This is a genomic window from Streptomyces sp. NPDC001056 (assembly GCF_053598955.1).
Map to the genome: position 1 here is coordinate 340,789 of NZ_JBSFLI010000001.1, position 14,634 is coordinate 355,422.

At 69.8% G+C, this 14,634-nt stretch carries 15 protein-coding genes; 9 read left to right on the forward strand and 6 right to left on the reverse strand.

Going from position 1 to position 14,634, the window contains the following annotated elements; genetic code table 11:
* Window positions 1-52: 52 nt before the first annotated feature.
* The 5 genes from ACWDD7_RS01575 to dnaA form a co-directional block, all read right to left on the reverse strand.
* The gene (locus tag ACWDD7_RS01575; RefSeq protein ID WP_351870436.1) at window positions 53-589 is read right to left on the reverse strand and encodes a DUF721 domain-containing protein; all 537 of its coding nucleotides are present in this window, start codon (window positions 587-589) and stop codon (window positions 53-55) included.
* Window positions 586-1,743: a DNA replication/repair protein RecF gene (gene recF / locus ACWDD7_RS01580; protein WP_450455640.1), complete on the reverse strand. Its 1,158-nt coding sequence runs from the start codon at window positions 1,741-1,743 to the stop codon at window positions 586-588. The genes ACWDD7_RS01575 and recF overlap by 4 nt, the downstream gene beginning before the upstream one ends.
* 61 nt (window positions 1,744-1,804) lie before the next feature.
* Entirely contained in the window at window positions 1,805-2,680 is an 876-nt protein-coding gene (gnd, locus tag ACWDD7_RS01585) for a phosphogluconate dehydrogenase (NAD(+)-dependent, decarboxylating) (protein ID WP_285556599.1), read from the reverse strand.
* A gap of 173 nt (window positions 2,681-2,853) precedes the next feature.
* Complete coding sequence (dnaN, locus tag ACWDD7_RS01590) at window positions 2,854-3,984, reverse strand: DNA polymerase III subunit beta (protein WP_351870431.1); 1,131 nt, start codon at window positions 3,982-3,984, stop codon at window positions 2,854-2,856.
* 965 nt (window positions 3,985-4,949) lie between these two features.
* On the reverse strand, window positions 4,950-6,905 hold the full coding sequence (gene dnaA, locus ACWDD7_RS01595; protein WP_450455641.1) for a chromosomal replication initiator protein DnaA: 1,956 nt from the start codon (window positions 6,903-6,905) through the stop codon (window positions 4,950-4,952).
* A 396-nt stretch (window positions 6,906-7,301) separates the two neighbouring features.
* Here dnaA and rpmH point away from each other — a divergent pair, with 396 nt between their 5' ends.
* The 9 genes from rpmH (at window position 7,302) to ACWDD7_RS01640 (ending at window position 14,152) form a co-directional block, all read left to right on the forward strand.
* Window positions 7,302-7,439 carry a 50S ribosomal protein L34 gene (rpmH, locus tag ACWDD7_RS01600; protein WP_003956500.1) on the forward strand — a complete coding sequence of 46 codons (138 nt, stop codon included), beginning with the start codon at window positions 7,302-7,304 and terminating at the stop codon, window positions 7,437-7,439.
* Window positions 7,440-7,460: 21 nt separating this feature from the next.
* Entirely contained in the window at window positions 7,461-7,832 is a 372-nt protein-coding gene (gene rnpA, locus ACWDD7_RS01605) for a ribonuclease P protein component (protein WP_351870425.1), read from the forward strand.
* Window positions 7,829-8,203: a membrane protein insertion efficiency factor YidD gene (yidD, locus tag ACWDD7_RS01610; RefSeq protein WP_351870422.1), complete on the forward strand. Its 375-nt coding sequence runs from the start codon at window positions 7,829-7,831 to the stop codon at window positions 8,201-8,203. Before rnpA ends, yidD begins: the two co-directional genes overlap by 4 nt.
* Before the next feature lie 3 nt (window positions 8,204-8,206).
* Complete coding sequence (yidC, locus tag ACWDD7_RS01615) at window positions 8,207-9,505, forward strand: membrane protein insertase YidC (protein WP_450455644.1); 1,299 nt, start codon at window positions 8,207-8,209, stop codon at window positions 9,503-9,505.
* A gap of 15 nt (window positions 9,506-9,520) precedes the next feature.
* Entirely contained in the window at window positions 9,521-10,033 is a 513-nt protein-coding gene (locus ACWDD7_RS01620) for a Jag family protein (protein ID WP_351870416.1), read from the forward strand.
* Window positions 10,034-10,151: 118 nt separating this feature from the next.
* Window positions 10,152-10,868, forward strand: coding sequence for a 16S rRNA (guanine(527)-N(7))-methyltransferase RsmG (gene rsmG, locus ACWDD7_RS01625; protein WP_351870412.1), 717 nt, complete (start codon window positions 10,152-10,154; stop codon window positions 10,866-10,868).
* 295 nt (window positions 10,869-11,163) lie between these two features.
* Window positions 11,164-12,237 carry a ParA family protein gene (locus tag ACWDD7_RS01630; protein WP_285557085.1) on the forward strand — a complete coding sequence of 358 codons (1,074 nt, stop codon included), beginning with the start codon at window positions 11,164-11,166 and terminating at the stop codon, window positions 12,235-12,237.
* Window positions 12,234-13,337 (forward strand): ParB/RepB/Spo0J family partition protein, encoded by a 1,104-nt coding sequence (locus ACWDD7_RS01635; RefSeq protein ID WP_450455646.1) that lies wholly within the window; start codon window positions 12,234-12,236, stop codon window positions 13,335-13,337. The genes ACWDD7_RS01630 and ACWDD7_RS01635 overlap by 4 nt, the downstream gene beginning before the upstream one ends.
* A gap of 197 nt (window positions 13,338-13,534) precedes the next feature.
* Window positions 13,535-14,152: a GNAT family N-acetyltransferase gene (locus ACWDD7_RS01640; protein WP_351870407.1), complete on the forward strand. Its 618-nt coding sequence runs from the start codon at window positions 13,535-13,537 to the stop codon at window positions 14,150-14,152.
* Between the two features lie 118 nt (window positions 14,153-14,270).
* Here the strand turns inward: ACWDD7_RS01640 and trxA are convergent, their stop codons facing one another.
* Window positions 14,271-14,600: a thioredoxin gene (gene trxA, locus ACWDD7_RS01645; protein WP_351870404.1), complete on the reverse strand. Its 330-nt coding sequence runs from the start codon at window positions 14,598-14,600 to the stop codon at window positions 14,271-14,273.
* Window positions 14,601-14,634 lie beyond the last annotated feature (34 nt).

Here is a 14,634-nt window from a genome sequence, read left to right on the forward strand (position 1 = left end):
GGCGAAACCGCAGTACAGGGGGTGCTTGGCAGGCCGTACGACGTGAGGTACGTCACCCGTAGGTGTCGCCGGGGCCCGTGCTCCCCGGGGCCCGCAGGGGGCCGTAACGGCGGGCCGGGCCGCCGGGGCCGAGCACCTTGATCAGCCGGACCGTGCCATGGCCCAGGTCCTCGTTGAGCCGGGCGACCAGCGCCGGCGCGAGCAGCCGCAGCTGGGTCGCCCAGGCCGTGGAGTCGCAGGCGACGACGAGCACCCGCTCGTCCTCGTCGTACCGCTGCGGCACACAGTGCTTGGCCAGGTCCTCGCCGACGATCTGCGGCCAGCGGCCCATCACCCCGCCCACGGCGGCCGGGGTCTCCCAGCCGCGCTCGGTGATCAGCCGGTTGATCGCCGAGCCGAGCGCCATCGGGTCGCGGCCGTCGGCCCGCGCCCCGGACCGCAGACCGCCGCCCCGCCGGGCCTGCTTCTTCTGCCGGGCCGCGTCGCCGCGCGCGCGGGCCTGCTCCTTCGCCGCGCGCAACGCCACGCGCGCGAGGTCCACGCCGGAGGGCTCGGCGTTCTTCTTCGGCGGACGCGCCTCGTCGCTCATACGCGCTCCACCGTCCCGCCGGAGACGGCGTACCGCGTCCCGCTGAGCACCTGCGGGACGTCGTCGTCCACGGCGGCGGTGACCAGCACCTGCTCGCCGGGCGCGACCAGCTCGGCCAGCCGCTCGCGGCGGCGCGCGTCCAGCTCGGCGAAGACGTCGTCCAGGACGAGGACCGGCTCGTTCCCCTCGGTACGCAGCAGCTCGTACGAGGCCAGGCGCAGGGCGAGGGCGTACGACCAGGACTCGCCGTGCGAGGCGTACCCCTTGGCGGGCAACTGGCCCAGTTTCAGGACCAGATCGTCCCGGTGGGGGCCCACGAGGGTGACGCCCCGCTCGATCTCCTGCTTGCGCGCCTCGGCCAGGGCGGCCAGCAGCTGGGCGTACAGGTCCTCGCGGGTGTGGGCCTCGCCGGGCGCGGACGGCTTGTACTCCAGCGCGAGGGGGCCGCCGCCGGGCGCCAGCTGCTCGTACGCCTTGTCGGCCAGCGGCCGCAGCGCGGCGATCAGATCGAGCCGCCGGGCGAGCAGCTCGGCACCGGCGCGCGCGAGGTGCTGGTCCCACACGTCGAGGGTGGACAGGTCCGCCCCCGGGCTCGAATCCGCTCGCCCGGGAGGTGCCCCCTTCCGCCCCCCGTGCCGGCGCGCGAGGGCCGCGGTCTTCAGGAGCGTGTTGCGCTGCTTGAGCACCCGCTCGTAGTCGGAGCGCACGCCCGCCATCCGCGGCGACCGCGCGGTGATCAGCTCGTCCAGGAACCGCCGCCGCTCCCCGGGGTCCCCCTTCACCAGGGCGAGGTCCTCGGGCGCGAACAGCACGGTCCGTACGATGCCCAGCACGTCCCGCGGTCTGACCTGCGAGGACCGGTTGATGCGGGCGCGGTTGGCGCGGCCGGGGTTCAGCTCCAGCTCGATCAGCTGCTGCCGGTCGCCCTGGCGGACCTGGGCCCGGACGACGGCGCGCTCGGCGCCCATCCGCACCAGCGGCGCGTCGGAGGCGACGCGGTGGCTGCCGAGGGTGGCCAGGTAGCCGACCGCCTCGACCAGGTTGGTCTTGCCCTGCCCGTTCGGCCCGACGAACGCCGTGACGCCCGGGTCCAACGGGACCTCGGCCCGGACGTACGAGCGGAAGTCGGCCAGCGAGAGATGCGTGACGTGCATGGTCTTTGTGCCGACCTCCTTCCGCTCGGGCGGGCTGTGGATCGCGGGGCGACCCTGTGGACTACTTCTTCTCTACGGCGTGGCCGCCGAACTGGTTGCGCAGCGCGGCGATCATCTTCATCTGTGGCGAGTCCTCCTGGCGGGAGGCGAACCGCGCGAACAGCGACGCGGTGATCGCCGGCAGCGGCACCGCGTTGTCGATCGCGGCCTCCACCGTCCAGCGTCCCTCACCGGAGTCCTGTGCGTAACCGCGCAGGTCGTCCAGGTGCTCGTCCTCGTCCAGGGCGTTCACCGCGAGGTCGAGCAGCCAGGAGCGGATGACGGTGCCCTCCTGCCAGGAGCGGAAGACCTCACGGACGTCCGTGACGGAGTCGACCTTCTCCAGCAGCTCCCAGCCCTCGGCGTAGGCCTGCATCATGGCGTACTCGATGCCGTTGTGGACCATCTTCGCGAAATGGCCGGCGCCGACCTTGCCGGCGTGCACCGAGCCGAAGTCGCCCTCCGGCTTGAGCGCGTCGAAGACCGGCTGCACCCGGGCGACGTGCTCGGCGTCGCCGCCGTACATCAGCGCGTACCCGTTCTCCAGGCCCCAGACGCCGCCGGAGACGCCGCAGTCCACGAAGCCTATGCCCTTGGCGGCCAGCTCCCGGGCGTGCTTCTCGTCGTCCGTCCAGCGGGAGTTGCCGCCGTCCACGACCACGTCGCCCGGCTCCAGCAGCTCGGCGAGCTGGTCGACGGTCGACTGGGTGGGCTCGCCAGCCGGGACCATCACCCACACCACGCGCGGGGCGCTGAGCTTGCCCACAAGCTCTTCCAGGCTGTGGACATCCGCGACATCGGGGTTGCGGTCGTATCCGACGACGGTGTGGCCCGCGCGGCGGATCCGCTCGCGCATGTTGCCACCCATTTTGCCGAGGCCGACGAGACCGAGCTCCATCAGTTGTGTTCCTTAAGGGTCGCTGCTGGCGTCTGGGGCACGAGAGTGCCGCCCCGAGCCTAAACGGCCCCTTTCACGCACAGTTGTGGGCTCTGGCGCTCATTCGGCGCCGACCGGTCACGGTGCCGGGCGTCCGGGGAGACGCCCGGCACCGTGCACAGCTGTGGACGACGTCAGCCGCTGAGCCGGACCGGCATGATCAGGTACTTGTAGGCCTCGTCGGCCTCCGCGTCCAGCGCCGGCTTGCCGCTGAGCAGCGCCGGCTTCGTGGACGTCGTGAACGACAGCTGCGCCACCGGGGAGTCGATCGCGCTGAGACCGTCGAGCAGGAACGTGGGGTTGAAGGCGATCGAGATGTCGTCGCCCTCCAGCTGTGCGTCGACCCGCTCCACAGCCTGTGCGTCGTCGCTGGACCCGGCCTCAAGGATCAGCACACCCTGCTCGAAGCTCAGCCGCACCGGGGTGTTGCGCTCGGCCACCAGGGCCACACGCTTCACGGCCTCCACGAACGGCGCCGTCTCGATCACCGCGATCGAGTTGAACTCCGTCGGGAACAGCGTCCGGTACTTCGGCAGGTCGCCTTCCAGCAGACGCGTGGTCGTACGCCGGCCCGCGCCCTCGAAACCGATGAGCCCCTCGCCCGCGCCGGAGCCCGACAGGGCCAGCGTCACGCTGTCCCCGGCCCCCAGCGACTTCGCGGTGTCCAGCAGCGTCTTCGCGGGCACCAGGGCGACCGCGGAGGCCTCCGGGTTCTCCGGCTTCCACAGGAACTCGCGCACCGCGAACCGGTAGCGGTCGGTGGACGCCAGCGTCACCGTGTCGCCCTCGATCTCGATGCGCACACCGGTGAGCACGGGCAGCGTGTCGTCGCGGCCCGCGGCGATGGCCACCTGGGACACGGCGGCGGCGAAGACCTCGCCGGGCACGGTGCCGGTCGCGTTCGGCATCTGCGGCAGGGCCGGGTACTCCTCCACCGGGAGGGTGTGCAGCGTGAACCGGGACGATCCACAGACCACGGTCGCCCGTACACCGTCTGTGGAAATCTCCACCGGCCGGTTGGGCAGCGCCCGCGAGATGTCGGCGAGCAGCCGGCCGGAAACGAGGACGGTGCCCTCCTCCTCGACCTCGGCCTCGACGCTCACCCGTGCCGAGACCTCGTAGTCGAAGCTCGACAGGCTCAGCTGGCCGTCCTCGGCCTTCAGCAGCAGGCCGGCGAGCACAGGCGCCGGCGGACGGGCAGGGAGGCTGCGTGCCGCCCAGGCCACTGCCTCCGCCAGTACGTCGCGTTCCACCCGGATCTTCACCGTAAGCCGCCTCCTGCTGTTGCTTCTGAGTCCTCCGACTCGGTGTCACCGCCCACTGCGAAGGGAAGGACACCGGGGACCAGTCTGACGCACCGCACTGGCAGTAGGTGCCCGTCGGGGTCAAGTCGGTCCGAGCGGCAGTCGGGCTCAAGACGGCGAGTTGTGCACAGCCCCCGCTTCAAAGCGATTGCCGAGCTCTCTCTAGTCGGGAGTAGTAGTAGGGCCTGTGGATACCGTGGATAACCACGTTTGCCCAGCTCAGCTCGTGTTTTTTGTCCACCGGGCCTGTGGGTGGAGGCGGTGGACAACCCGGGCTCTCTGTGGAGAACAGAAAGTTCTGCACACCTCGCCCACAGGCTGAGGGCAGTTCTCCCCAGCTGCGTCCCCAGGAATACCCAGGTTTCCCACACCCCAACCCGGCACCTTGGTGTGACGCCTTTCACTCGACGCGGTGAGAGGGTGCGCCGCGTTGCCGAACAGTGGACAGCCATGTGGAGAAGCCGCGCCACACTGGGGACAACGGCCCCCAACCTGTGGGTTGCCGGTGGACAACTTCATGCACAGCCTGTGGACCGCTCCGTCGTCCACAGCCTGTGGATCTTCTTCATCCACGATTCCACAGCCCCTTGAGCTGCACGGACGTCATCAGCCGAGTCACCCTGTGGACATACCTCGGGACAACTTCACCATCCCCACCGTGTGGAAGAAAGAAAGTCCCCGAATCTGTGGAGCGCGGCCGTAACCCGACGGGAAATCGAACACCGGTGGTCGTCCTCACCGCGGGCAGTCGTGCCGCCGGGGCGGCACGGGTGGGCGCCGGCGGCCACCCGGCCGGCTCCGGTGAGCGTTCCCGCCCCCGGCCGACCACGGCACCGAGCACTCCCCAGGACGCCGCGCACACGAAAGGGCGCCCCCGAGGCCCTGTGCCTCGAAGACGCCCTCACACCCGCCGCGTCCAGCGGCGGCTAACCGTTCTTGATCCGGTTCGTCAGCTCCGTCACCTGGTTGTAGATCGACCGCCGCTCCGCCATCAACGCCCTGATCTTCCGATCGGCGTGCATGACCGTCGTATGGTCCCGCCCCCCGAACTGCGCCCCGATCTTCGGCAGCGACAGATCCGTCAGCTCCCGGCACAGATACATCGCGATCTGCCGCGCGGTCACCAGCGCCCGTCCCCGCGACGTCCCGCACAGGTCCTCGACCGTCAGCCCGAAGTAGTCCGCGGTCGACGCCATGATCGCCGTGGCCGTGATCTCGGGCGCGGAGTCCTCACCGCCCGGGATCAGGTCCTTGAGCACGATCTCGGTGAGCCCCAGATCCACCGGTTGCCGGTTGAGCGAGGCGAACGCCGTCACCCGGATCAGCGCGCCCTCCAGCTCACGGATGTTCCGCGAGATCCGGGACGCGATGAACTCCAGCACCTCCGGCGGCGCGTTGAGCTGCTCCTGCACCGCCTTCTTGCGCAGGATCGCGATCCGCGTCTCCAGCTCCGGGGGCTGCACGTCGGTGATCAGGCCCCACTCGAAGCGGTTGCGCAGCCGGTCCTCCAGCGTGACCAGCTGCTTGGGCGGCCGGTCGCTGGACAGCACGATCTGCTTGTTGGCGTTGTGGAGCGTGTTGAAGGTGTGGAAGAACTCCTCCTGCGTCGACTCCTTGTCCGCGAGGAACTGGATGTCGTCGACGAGCAGGATGTCCATCTCGCGGTACCGCTTGCGGAAGCTGTCGCCCTTGCCGTCGCGGATGGAGTTGATGAACTCGTTGGTGAACTCCTCCGAGCTGACGTACCGCACCCGCGTGCCCGGGTAGAGGCTGCGCGCGTAGTGCCCGATGGCGTGCAGCAGATGGGTCTTGCCGAGCCCCGACTCCCCGTAGATGAACAGGGGGTTGTACGCCTTCGCCGGCGCCTCCGCGACCGCCACCGCGGCCGCGTGCGCGAACCGGTTGGACGCGCCGATGACGAACGTGTCGAAGAGGTACTTCGGGTTCAGCCGCGCCGTCGGCTCACCGGGACCGCTCGCGGGCGCGGGCTGCGCGGCCGACGGTCCGGGCGCCCCCGCCGGGGAGCCGCCCGGCCGGCCGGTCCCGCCGCGGTGCGCGGGCCCGCCCACCGGCTGCTCGGGCAGCTCGCGCCGGACGGGGTCGCGCTGGTCGTACTCGGCGCGTGAGGTCTTGTAGTCCCCGCGGTCGTAGTCGGACCGCTCGTACTCGGAGCGCGGCTTGTCGTAGTCCGGCCGCGCCTGCTCGTAGTCCCCGCGCGGGTTGTCGTACCCGCCGCGCTGCTGCTCGTACGGCGGCCGGTCCGTGCCCTGCTGGCGGTAGTCGTGGGCCGGCGGGCCGTAGGGGTCCGGGGAGTGGGAGGAGGGCGAGGCGTACGGGTCGCGCTCGGGGAAGCCGAGCCGCTGCTGCTGCCAGCCGTAGTCGTCCTGCCCGCCGCGCGGCCAGGCGCCGGGCTCCGGGCGCTGGTACTCGGCGGGGTAGGCGGGGCGCGCCGTGGGCAGCTGGTCGCCGCGCTGCTGCGGTTCGCCGCCCGGGTGCTGGTCCGCGCGGTGGCGCCCGTACCCCTCGTACGACGGACCGGAGGACAGCTCGGGCTCCTCGTAGCGCGAGGGGGCCGGCTGCTGCGGGCTCGGCGCCGGGGGCTCGCCCGCGGAGTCGTCGACGGTGATCGCGATGCGGATGGGGCGGCCGCACTCGCGGCTCAGCGTCTCGCTGACGATCGGCGCGAGACGGCCCTCCAGCACGCCCTTCGCGAATTCGTTCGGTACGGCGAGCAGGGCGGTGTCCGCGACCAGCGCGAGCGGCTGGCAGCGGCGGATCCAGTGTTCGTCCTTCGCCTCGACACCCTGCCCGCGGCCCTCTCCGAGGAGTTGCTCCAGTACGCGTGGCCACACTGCGGCAAGATCGGCAGGTACGTCAGCCACAGGGCACGCTCTCTCACAGGTCCCGCGAAGGTGTGGTCGCGGGGACGGGTCGGGGTGAATCTCGGGTGGTCGGCGGGGCAAACCCGCCGCGGCGGGGGACAAAAGAACGAATCGGAGTCCAGCCACGGTAGTCAGCGCGGCCGGTAGGGTTCAAGTTGTTGTCCCCAGCCTGTGGACAGTGTCCCCCAGCGACCCTCGGTTTGACCGGATGGCGCAGCCCCGCGTACCGTAACCAGGTCGAGTTGTCGATGGCTGCTGCCGCCTGCCTCCGATGGGCACAGATCGCGTCAGGTGATCGGTAAGCGGTGCAATCGGGCGTGACGCGAGCTACTCGTGGGCGCACGGTGACAGCCAAGACGGCACCCCGCCACTACCGATTCTTTCTGGAGCCCCCGAGTGAGCAAGCGCACCTTCCAGCCGAACAACCGTCGTCGCGCGAAGACCCACGGCTTCCGGCTGCGTATGCGCACCCGTGCCGGCCGCGCGATTCTCGCGTCCCGCCGTAGCAAGGGTCGCGCCCGTCTGTCCGCCTGATCCCGGTCAGGTCATGACATCGTGCTGCCCACCGAGAACCGGCTGAGGCGGCGCGAGGACTTCGCGACCGCGGTACGACGAGGTCGCCGGGCAGGCCGCCCGACGCTCGTCGTCCATCTTCGTAGCGGTGCCACGGACCCGCACGCGCCTGGGGAGAGCGCTCCTCCGACGCGTGCGGGTTTCGTCGTCAGCAAGGCCGTGGGTGGTGCGGTCGTGCGCAACAAAGTGAAGCGCAGACTGCGTCATCTGATGCGTGAGCGAGTCGCCCTCTTTCCCCCCGGTAGCCTGGTAGTCGTACGAGCGCTGCCCGGATCGGGCGACGCCGACCATGCACAGCTGGCCCAAGACCTGGACGCCGCCCTACGGCGGCTGCTGGGAGGTGGCGCGCGATGAAGTACCCGCTGCTGGCTCTGATCAAGCTGTACCAGTGGACGATCAGTCCATTGCTCGGGCCGGTGTGCAAGTACTACCCGTCGTGCTCCCATTACGGCTACACGGCCATCGACCGGCATGGTGCGATCAAGGGCACGGCACTCACCGCCTGGCGCATCCTCCGGTGCAATCCGTGGTCGCTGGGCGGTGTGGACCATGTCCCGCCGCGCAAGCGTCCGCGGTGGCACGAAATGCTGCGCGACGCCTGGCGCGCACGCCGGGTCGGGCCCTCCGCCGCCGAACCGGCCACCGGGGAGAAGCCGGAGAACCCTGTCTCCGATCTTCCCCCGAGCCCGGCCGCAGAGACCTCGTCCCATGCCCAAGGAGCATGATTAGTGGACACGATTGCCAGCCTCTTCAGTTTCATCACCTGGCCCGTCTCCTGGGTCATCGTCCAGTTCCACGCGGTGTACGGCGCCATCTTCGGCCCCAACACCGGATGGGCCTGGGGCCTGTCCATCGTGTCCCTGGTGGTCCTGATCCGCATCTGCCTGATCCCGCTCTTCGTGAAGCAGATCAAGGCGACGCGCGCGATGCAGACGCTCCAGCCGGAGATGAAGAAGATCCAGGAGCGCTACAAGAACGACAAGCAGCGTCAGTCCGAAGAGATGATGAAGCTGTACAAGGAGGCGGGCACCAACCCGCTCTCCTCGTGCCTTCCCATCCTGGCGCAGTCGCCGTTCTTCTTCGCCCTGTACCACGTGCTCAACGGCATCGCGTCGGGCACCAAGATCGGTTACATCAACGCCGAGCAGCTGGCCAGCGCCCGCCAGGCGCACATCTTCGGGGCCCCGCTGGCCGCGAAGTTCCTGGACGGCGCCGACACCGTGCAGAAGCTCGGCGCCTCGCTGACCGACGTCCGCGTCGTGACCGCGATCATGATCGTCCTGATGTCGGCGTCGCAGTTCTACACGCAGCGCCAGCTGATGACGAAGAACGTCGACACCACGGTGAAGACGCCGTTCATGCAGCAGCAGAAGATGCTGATGTACGTCTTCCCGATCATGTTCGCCTTCTTCGGTATCCGCTTCCCGGTCGGTGTCCTCGTCTACTGGCTGACCACCAACGTGTGGACCATGGGCCAGCAGATGTACGTCATCCGCAACAACCCGACCCCGGGTTCCAAGGCCCAGGCCGCCTACCTGGAGCGCCTGACCAAGCACGTCACGCACCACGGCAAGGTCAGCCGCCGCAGCGAGAAGGCGATCATCAAGGCGATCGTCGCCAAGGGCCGCGAGCGCAACGAGTTCGAGCGCAAGTTCATCAACGCGCTGAACAAGGCCGGCCTCGCCGCCCAGGCGGACGGCACCGTGGCGAAGAGCGTGGCGACCGAGACCGAGGTGCAGACCGAGGACGGCGCGACCGCCACCGCGGGTGCCACCCCGCGGCGCCAGCAGCCCAAGCGTCAGTCCAAGGCCCAGCGCCAGTCCGGCAGTGCCAAGCAGCCGGGCGACTCCCCCTCTCTGGAGACGTCCGACTCGCCGGAGAAGGCCGACCAGCCCGACCAGCCGCAGGACAGCAAGCCCGCCGCTGCCCAGCAGGCCCCGAAGCCCGGCACGGGCGCCCGTAGCAAGGCCCAGAGCGGCCAGCGCAAGGGCGGCTCGCAGCGGCCCAAGTCCCCGTCCAAGAAGTAAGAAGGAGCCCAGCCCGTGACGGAAGGCACCACCTCCGCCGCTGCCGAGGGTGCAGACGCCCTCTCCCGCCTGGAGCAGGAGGGTGAGATCGCGGCGGACTACCTGGAGGGTCTGCTGGACATCGCCGACCTCGACGGCGACATCGACATGGATGTCGAGGCCGACCGGGCCTCCGTGTCGATCATCAGCGACAGCGGAAGCCGTGATCTGCAGAAGCTGGTCGGCCGTGACGGCGAGGTGCTGGAGGCGCTGCAGGAGCTGACGCGTCTGGCCGTGCACCGGGAGACCGGTGACCGCAGCCGGCTGATGCTGGACATCGCCGAGTACCGGGCCAACAAGCGGGCCGAGCTGTCCGAGCTGGGCGCCAAGGCCGCCGCTGATGTGAAGAGCTCCGGCGAGCCGGTGAAGCTGCGGCCCATGACCCCGTTCGAGCGCAAGGTCGTGCACGACGCGGTCAAGGCCGCCGGGCTGCGCAGCGAGTCCGAGGGCGAGGAACCGCAGCGGTTCGTCGTCGTGCTGCCCGCCTGATCGGCCCCTCTTGTTCCACCGGCCCCGTCTGTTGAGCAGACGGGGCCGAAGTTTGTCAGCCTGGTAGTTCTGGTGGTCGGTGCGTGAAGCGCCGGCGCTGTACGGAAGGACGGTCCCCGTGACGGAGGCAGCGGAGCTTCCCCCCGCGCCCGAGCAGGCGCGCGAAGTATTCGGTGATCGCTTCGACGATGCGGTGCGCTACGCGGAGCTGCTCGCGGAGGCGGGCGTGCAGCGTGGCCTGATCGGCCCGCGGGAAGTGCCCCGCCTGTGGGAGCGGCACCTGCTGAACTGCGCGGTGCTCTCGGAGGCCGTTCCCGAGGGAGTGACGGTCTGCGATGTGGGCTCCGGCGCGGGGCTGCCGGGCATCCCGCTGGCCCTGGTCCGCGAGGACCTCAACATCACCCTGCTGGAGCCGCTGCTGCGGCGCACCAACTTCCTCACCGAGGTCGTCGAGCTGCTCGGCCTGGACCATGTCACCGTCGTGCGGGGACGCGCCGAGGAGGTCCTGGGCAAGCTTCAGCCGGTCCATGTGGTGACCGCCCGTGCCGTGGCCCCGCTGGACCGCCTGGCCGCCTGGGGGATCCCGCTGCTGCGCCCGTACGGCGAGATGCTCGCCCTCAAGGGCGACACCGCCGAGGAGGAGCTGAAGGCCTCGGCCACCGCCCTGAGCAAGCTCGGTGCGGTGGAGACGTCCATCCTCCATGTGGGGGAGGGCATCGTGGATCCGCTGTCGACGGTGGTCCGGGTCGAGGTCGGGGAGAGTCCTGGCGGTGTGCGCTTCGCCGCGAAGCGGGCGAAGGCCGCGCGCACGGGACGAGCCCGCCGACGGCGCTGAGCCGGGCGGGCGTACTCCACACAAGCTGCCCACCCACGCACGACGGAGTGTCGCAAAGGCCGGGTCGCCGGTGCTGTGCATCGTGTTTCACGTGAAACGTCGCTCACTGTTGCACGGCATCATCAGTCGCGGCCGCGCGGCCGAACCCCGCGACCGGAAGCCCCTCGGTTCGCTCGGAGGGGGCCCCAGCCCCACCGCAAGGCCGGCTCCGCCCCCCTCAGGGGTCACGGAGTTGTCCACAGAGGTGGATTTCTCCACAGAAGACCCGGCCTCACTGGTTCACGACCCCGAAGGCATGGGAGGCTCTGTTCATTGCGAGCCTGAAGTCGAGGAGAGTGAATCCTTGCGGTCCGACGCCAACATCGCGGGACCGATGACCGATCCGGTCCCCGGTCCCCGAACCGAGTCGATGGGGGCGGATGTTTCACGTGAAACACCGCCCCCGATGGACGACACCCCCATCGGTCGTGCGGCCCAACTGGCAGTGGAGGCGCTCGGTCGCGCCGGCGAAGGCCTGCCGCGACCGGAGCAGACCCGCGTCATGGTGGTCGCCAACCAGAAGGGTGGCGTGGGCAAGACGACGACGACCGTCAACCTTGCCGCTTCGCTGGCTCTGCACGGTGCCCGGGTGCTGGTGATCGACCTGGACCCGCAGGGCAACGCATCGACGGCTCTCGGGATCGACCACCACGCCGAAGTTCCCTCGATCTACGACGTGTTGGTGGAGAGCAAGCCGCTCGCCGAGGTCGTCCAGCCCGTACCGGACGTCGAAGGACTCTTCTGCGCCCCGGCCACCATCGATCTCGCCGGTGCGGAGATCGAGCTGGTGTCCCTGGTGGCGCGCGAAAGCCGGCTTGAGCGCGCGATCCAGGCGTATGAGCAGCCGCTGGACTACATCCTCATCGACTGCCCGCCCTCGCTGGGCCTGCTGACGGTCAACGCGCTCGTCGCGGGCCAGGAGGTCCTGATCCCGATCCAGTGCGAGTACTACGCGCTGGAGGGGCTGGGGCAGCTGCTGCGCAATGTCGATCTGGTGCGGGGGCACCTCAACCCCGGCCTGCATGTATCGACCATCCTGCTCACCATGTACGACGGCCGGACGCGTCTCGCCTCCCAGGTCGCGGAAGAGGTGCGCAGCCACTTCGGTGAGGAGGTGCTGCGGACGAGCATTCCCCGCTCGGTCCGTATCTCCGAGGCGCCGAGCTACGGGCAGACGGTGCTGACTTACGATCCTGGATCGAGCGGTGCCCTCTCGTATCTTGAGGCGGCCCGAGAAATCGCGCTGAGGGGCGTTGGCATCAGCTATGACGCGAGCCAGGCCCACGTCGGCGCCCAGAGCGACCCGAGCATGGTGGAGGGGATCCAGTGAGTGAGCGACGGAGGGGGTTGGGCCGAGGTCTGGGCGCGTTGATCCCTGCTGCCCCGGTCGAGAAGAACCCGGTCCCGGCCGCGTTGGGGGGCGGCGCGTCCGCCTCTCCCGCGGGCGTGCCGGTACTGACGGCGGACCGCGGGGTGGCCGCGGCGAAGGTGGCCACGCTGCCGCCCGCTGCCTCCCAGGAGTCCGAGGAGCGGTCGGCCGGCCCGGTCGTGGAGACGCCCGCGCCTCCGCTGGGTGCCCACTTCGCCGAGATCCCCCTCGACGCGATCACGCCGAACCCGCGCCAGCCGCGCGAGGTCTTCGACGAGGATGCCCTGCACGAGCTGGTCACCTCCATCCAGGAGGTCGGCCTCCTCCAGCCGGTCGTCGTGCGGCAGCTGGCCCCCGGCCGCTATGAGCTGATCATGGGCGAGCGCCGCTGGCGCGCCTGCCGTGAGGCCGGCCTGGAGGCCATCCCGGCGATCGTCCGGGCCACGGACGACGAGAAGCTCCTCCTGGACGCGCTGCTGGAGAACCTGCACCGCGCCCAGCTGAACCCGCTGGAAGAGGCCGCCGCCTACGACCAGCTGCTCAAGGACTTCAACTGCACGCACGACCAGCTGGCCGACCGGATCGGGCGCTCCCGCCCGCAGGTCTCCAACACCCTGCGGCTGCTGAAGCTTTCGCCGACGGTGCAGAAGAGGGTCGCCGCCGGGGTGCTCTCCGCCGGGCACGCACGGGCGCTGCTGTCCGTGGCGGACTCGGAGGAGCAGGACCGGCTGGCCCATCGCATCGTGGCCGAGGGGCTGTCGGTGCGGGCCGTCGAGGAGATCGTGACCCTCATGGGCTCCCGGCCCCAGAAGCCGCAGCGTCCCAAGGGCCCGCGCGCCGGTTCCCGCCTCTCTCCGGCGCTGAACGAGCTGGCGACCCGGCTGTCGGACCGCTTCGAGACCCGGGTGAAGGTCGACCTCGGGCAGAAGAAGGGCAAGATCACGGTCGAGTTCGCCTCCATGGACGACCTCCAGCGGATTCTGGGCACCCTCGCCCCGGGCGAGGGACGGGTCCTTCCGAAGGACCTTCAGGAGGACGCTGAAGAGGGCCAGGACGACTGATCCCTGGATGCCTCGATCCCCTGGGTTCGAGCAGCGAGCGGGCGTGTCCGGTGTGTGCCGGAACACGGCCCGCTCTTTGCTTTGCGGCGGTATCGAGTGAATCGCATCGTGGATACGATGCCAGTGCTGAGGGAGTGCAGTGCTCGGACGGCCGTTCGCGCCGCGGCGGCCGATGAGGGAAGCGAGGAACAGCCTTCATGGGGCGTCGGCTTGTGCCGCTCACACTGGACAACCTTCAGGACCTTCCCCAACGCTGTCGTTCGTGTGTCTTCTGGGAGCTGGACCCCGTCAGCGGTGAGGCGGCGGTCAAGGGCGGCACGGCCGCCGTGGAGAAGGAGTCCTGGATCTCCGCCGTTCTGCTCGACTGGGGTTCGTGCGGCCGTGTGGTCTACGTCGACGACGCCCCGGTGGGCTATGTGCTCTACGCCCCGCCCGCCTACGTACCGCGCTCGGCGGCCTTCCCCACGAGCCCGGTCTCACCGGATGCCGTCCAGCTGATCACGTCCTTCATCAAGCCCGGATACCAGGGACAGGGGCTCGGCCGGGTGCTGGTGCAGACGGTGGCGAAGGATCTGCTGCGCCGGGGCTTCAAGGCCATAGAGGCCTTCGGGGACGCCCGCTGGAAGGAACCCGCCTGTCTGCTGCCGGCCGACCATCTCCTGGCCGTGGGCTTCAAGACGGTACGGCAGCATCCGGCGCATCCCCGGCTGCGGCTGGAGCTGCGCTCGACGCTGTCCTGGAAGGAAGACGTCGAGATGGCGATCGACCGGCTTCTGGGCGCGGTCCAGAAGGAGCCGGCGCTGCGGCCGCTGTAGCCGGCGCTTCCGGGAAGAGACATCCGCTGCGACGGACGTCCGTCCGCCGCAGCGAACGGACATGAACGAAGGGGCCGACCCGTGGGAGGTCGGCCCCTTCAATGTTTCACGTGAAACATCACTCGGCGATGAAGTCCTGGAGGTCGCGGACGATCGCGGCCTTGGGCTTGGCGCCGACGATGGTCTTGGCGACCTCGCCGCCCTGGTAGACGTTCAGGGTCGGGATCGACATGACGCCGTACTTGGCGGCCGTGGCCGGGTTCTCGTCGATGTTGAGCTTGACGATCTCGATCTTGTCGCCGTGCTCGGCGGCGATCGCCTCCAGGGAGGGGGCGATCTGGCGGCACGGACCGCACCAGGCGGCCCAGAAGTCCACCAGTACGGGCTTGTCGCTCTTGAGGACGTCCTCGTCGAAGGAGGCGTCGGTCACGTTCTTCAGGGCGGCCACGCTGGGCTCCTTATCTTGGTCGTGGGGCGGGGGA

What these genes read in the sequence shown, in the direction of transcription:
- ACWDD7_RS01575 (WP_351870436.1), bottom strand. Translation starts at nt 589, where the DNA reads ATGAGCGACGAGGCGCGTCCGCCGAAGAAGAACGCCGAGCCCTCCGGC.
- recF (WP_450455640.1), bottom strand. Translation starts at nt 1,743, where the DNA reads ATGCACGTCACGCATCTCTCGCTGGCCGACTTCCGCTCGTACGTCCGG.
- gnd (WP_285556599.1), bottom strand. Translation starts at nt 2,680, where the DNA reads ATGGAGCTCGGTCTCGTCGGCCTCGGCAAAATGGGTGGCAACATGCGC.
- yidD (WP_351870422.1), top strand. Translation starts at nt 7,829, where the DNA reads ATGAAGTACCCGCTGCTGGCTCTGATCAAGCTGTACCAGTGGACGATC.
- ACWDD7_RS01630 (WP_285557085.1), top strand. Translation starts at nt 11,164, where the DNA reads ATGGGAGGCTCTGTTCATTGCGAGCCTGAAGTCGAGGAGAGTGAATCC.
- ACWDD7_RS01640 (WP_351870407.1), top strand. Translation starts at nt 13,535, where the DNA reads ATGGGGCGTCGGCTTGTGCCGCTCACACTGGACAACCTTCAGGACCTT.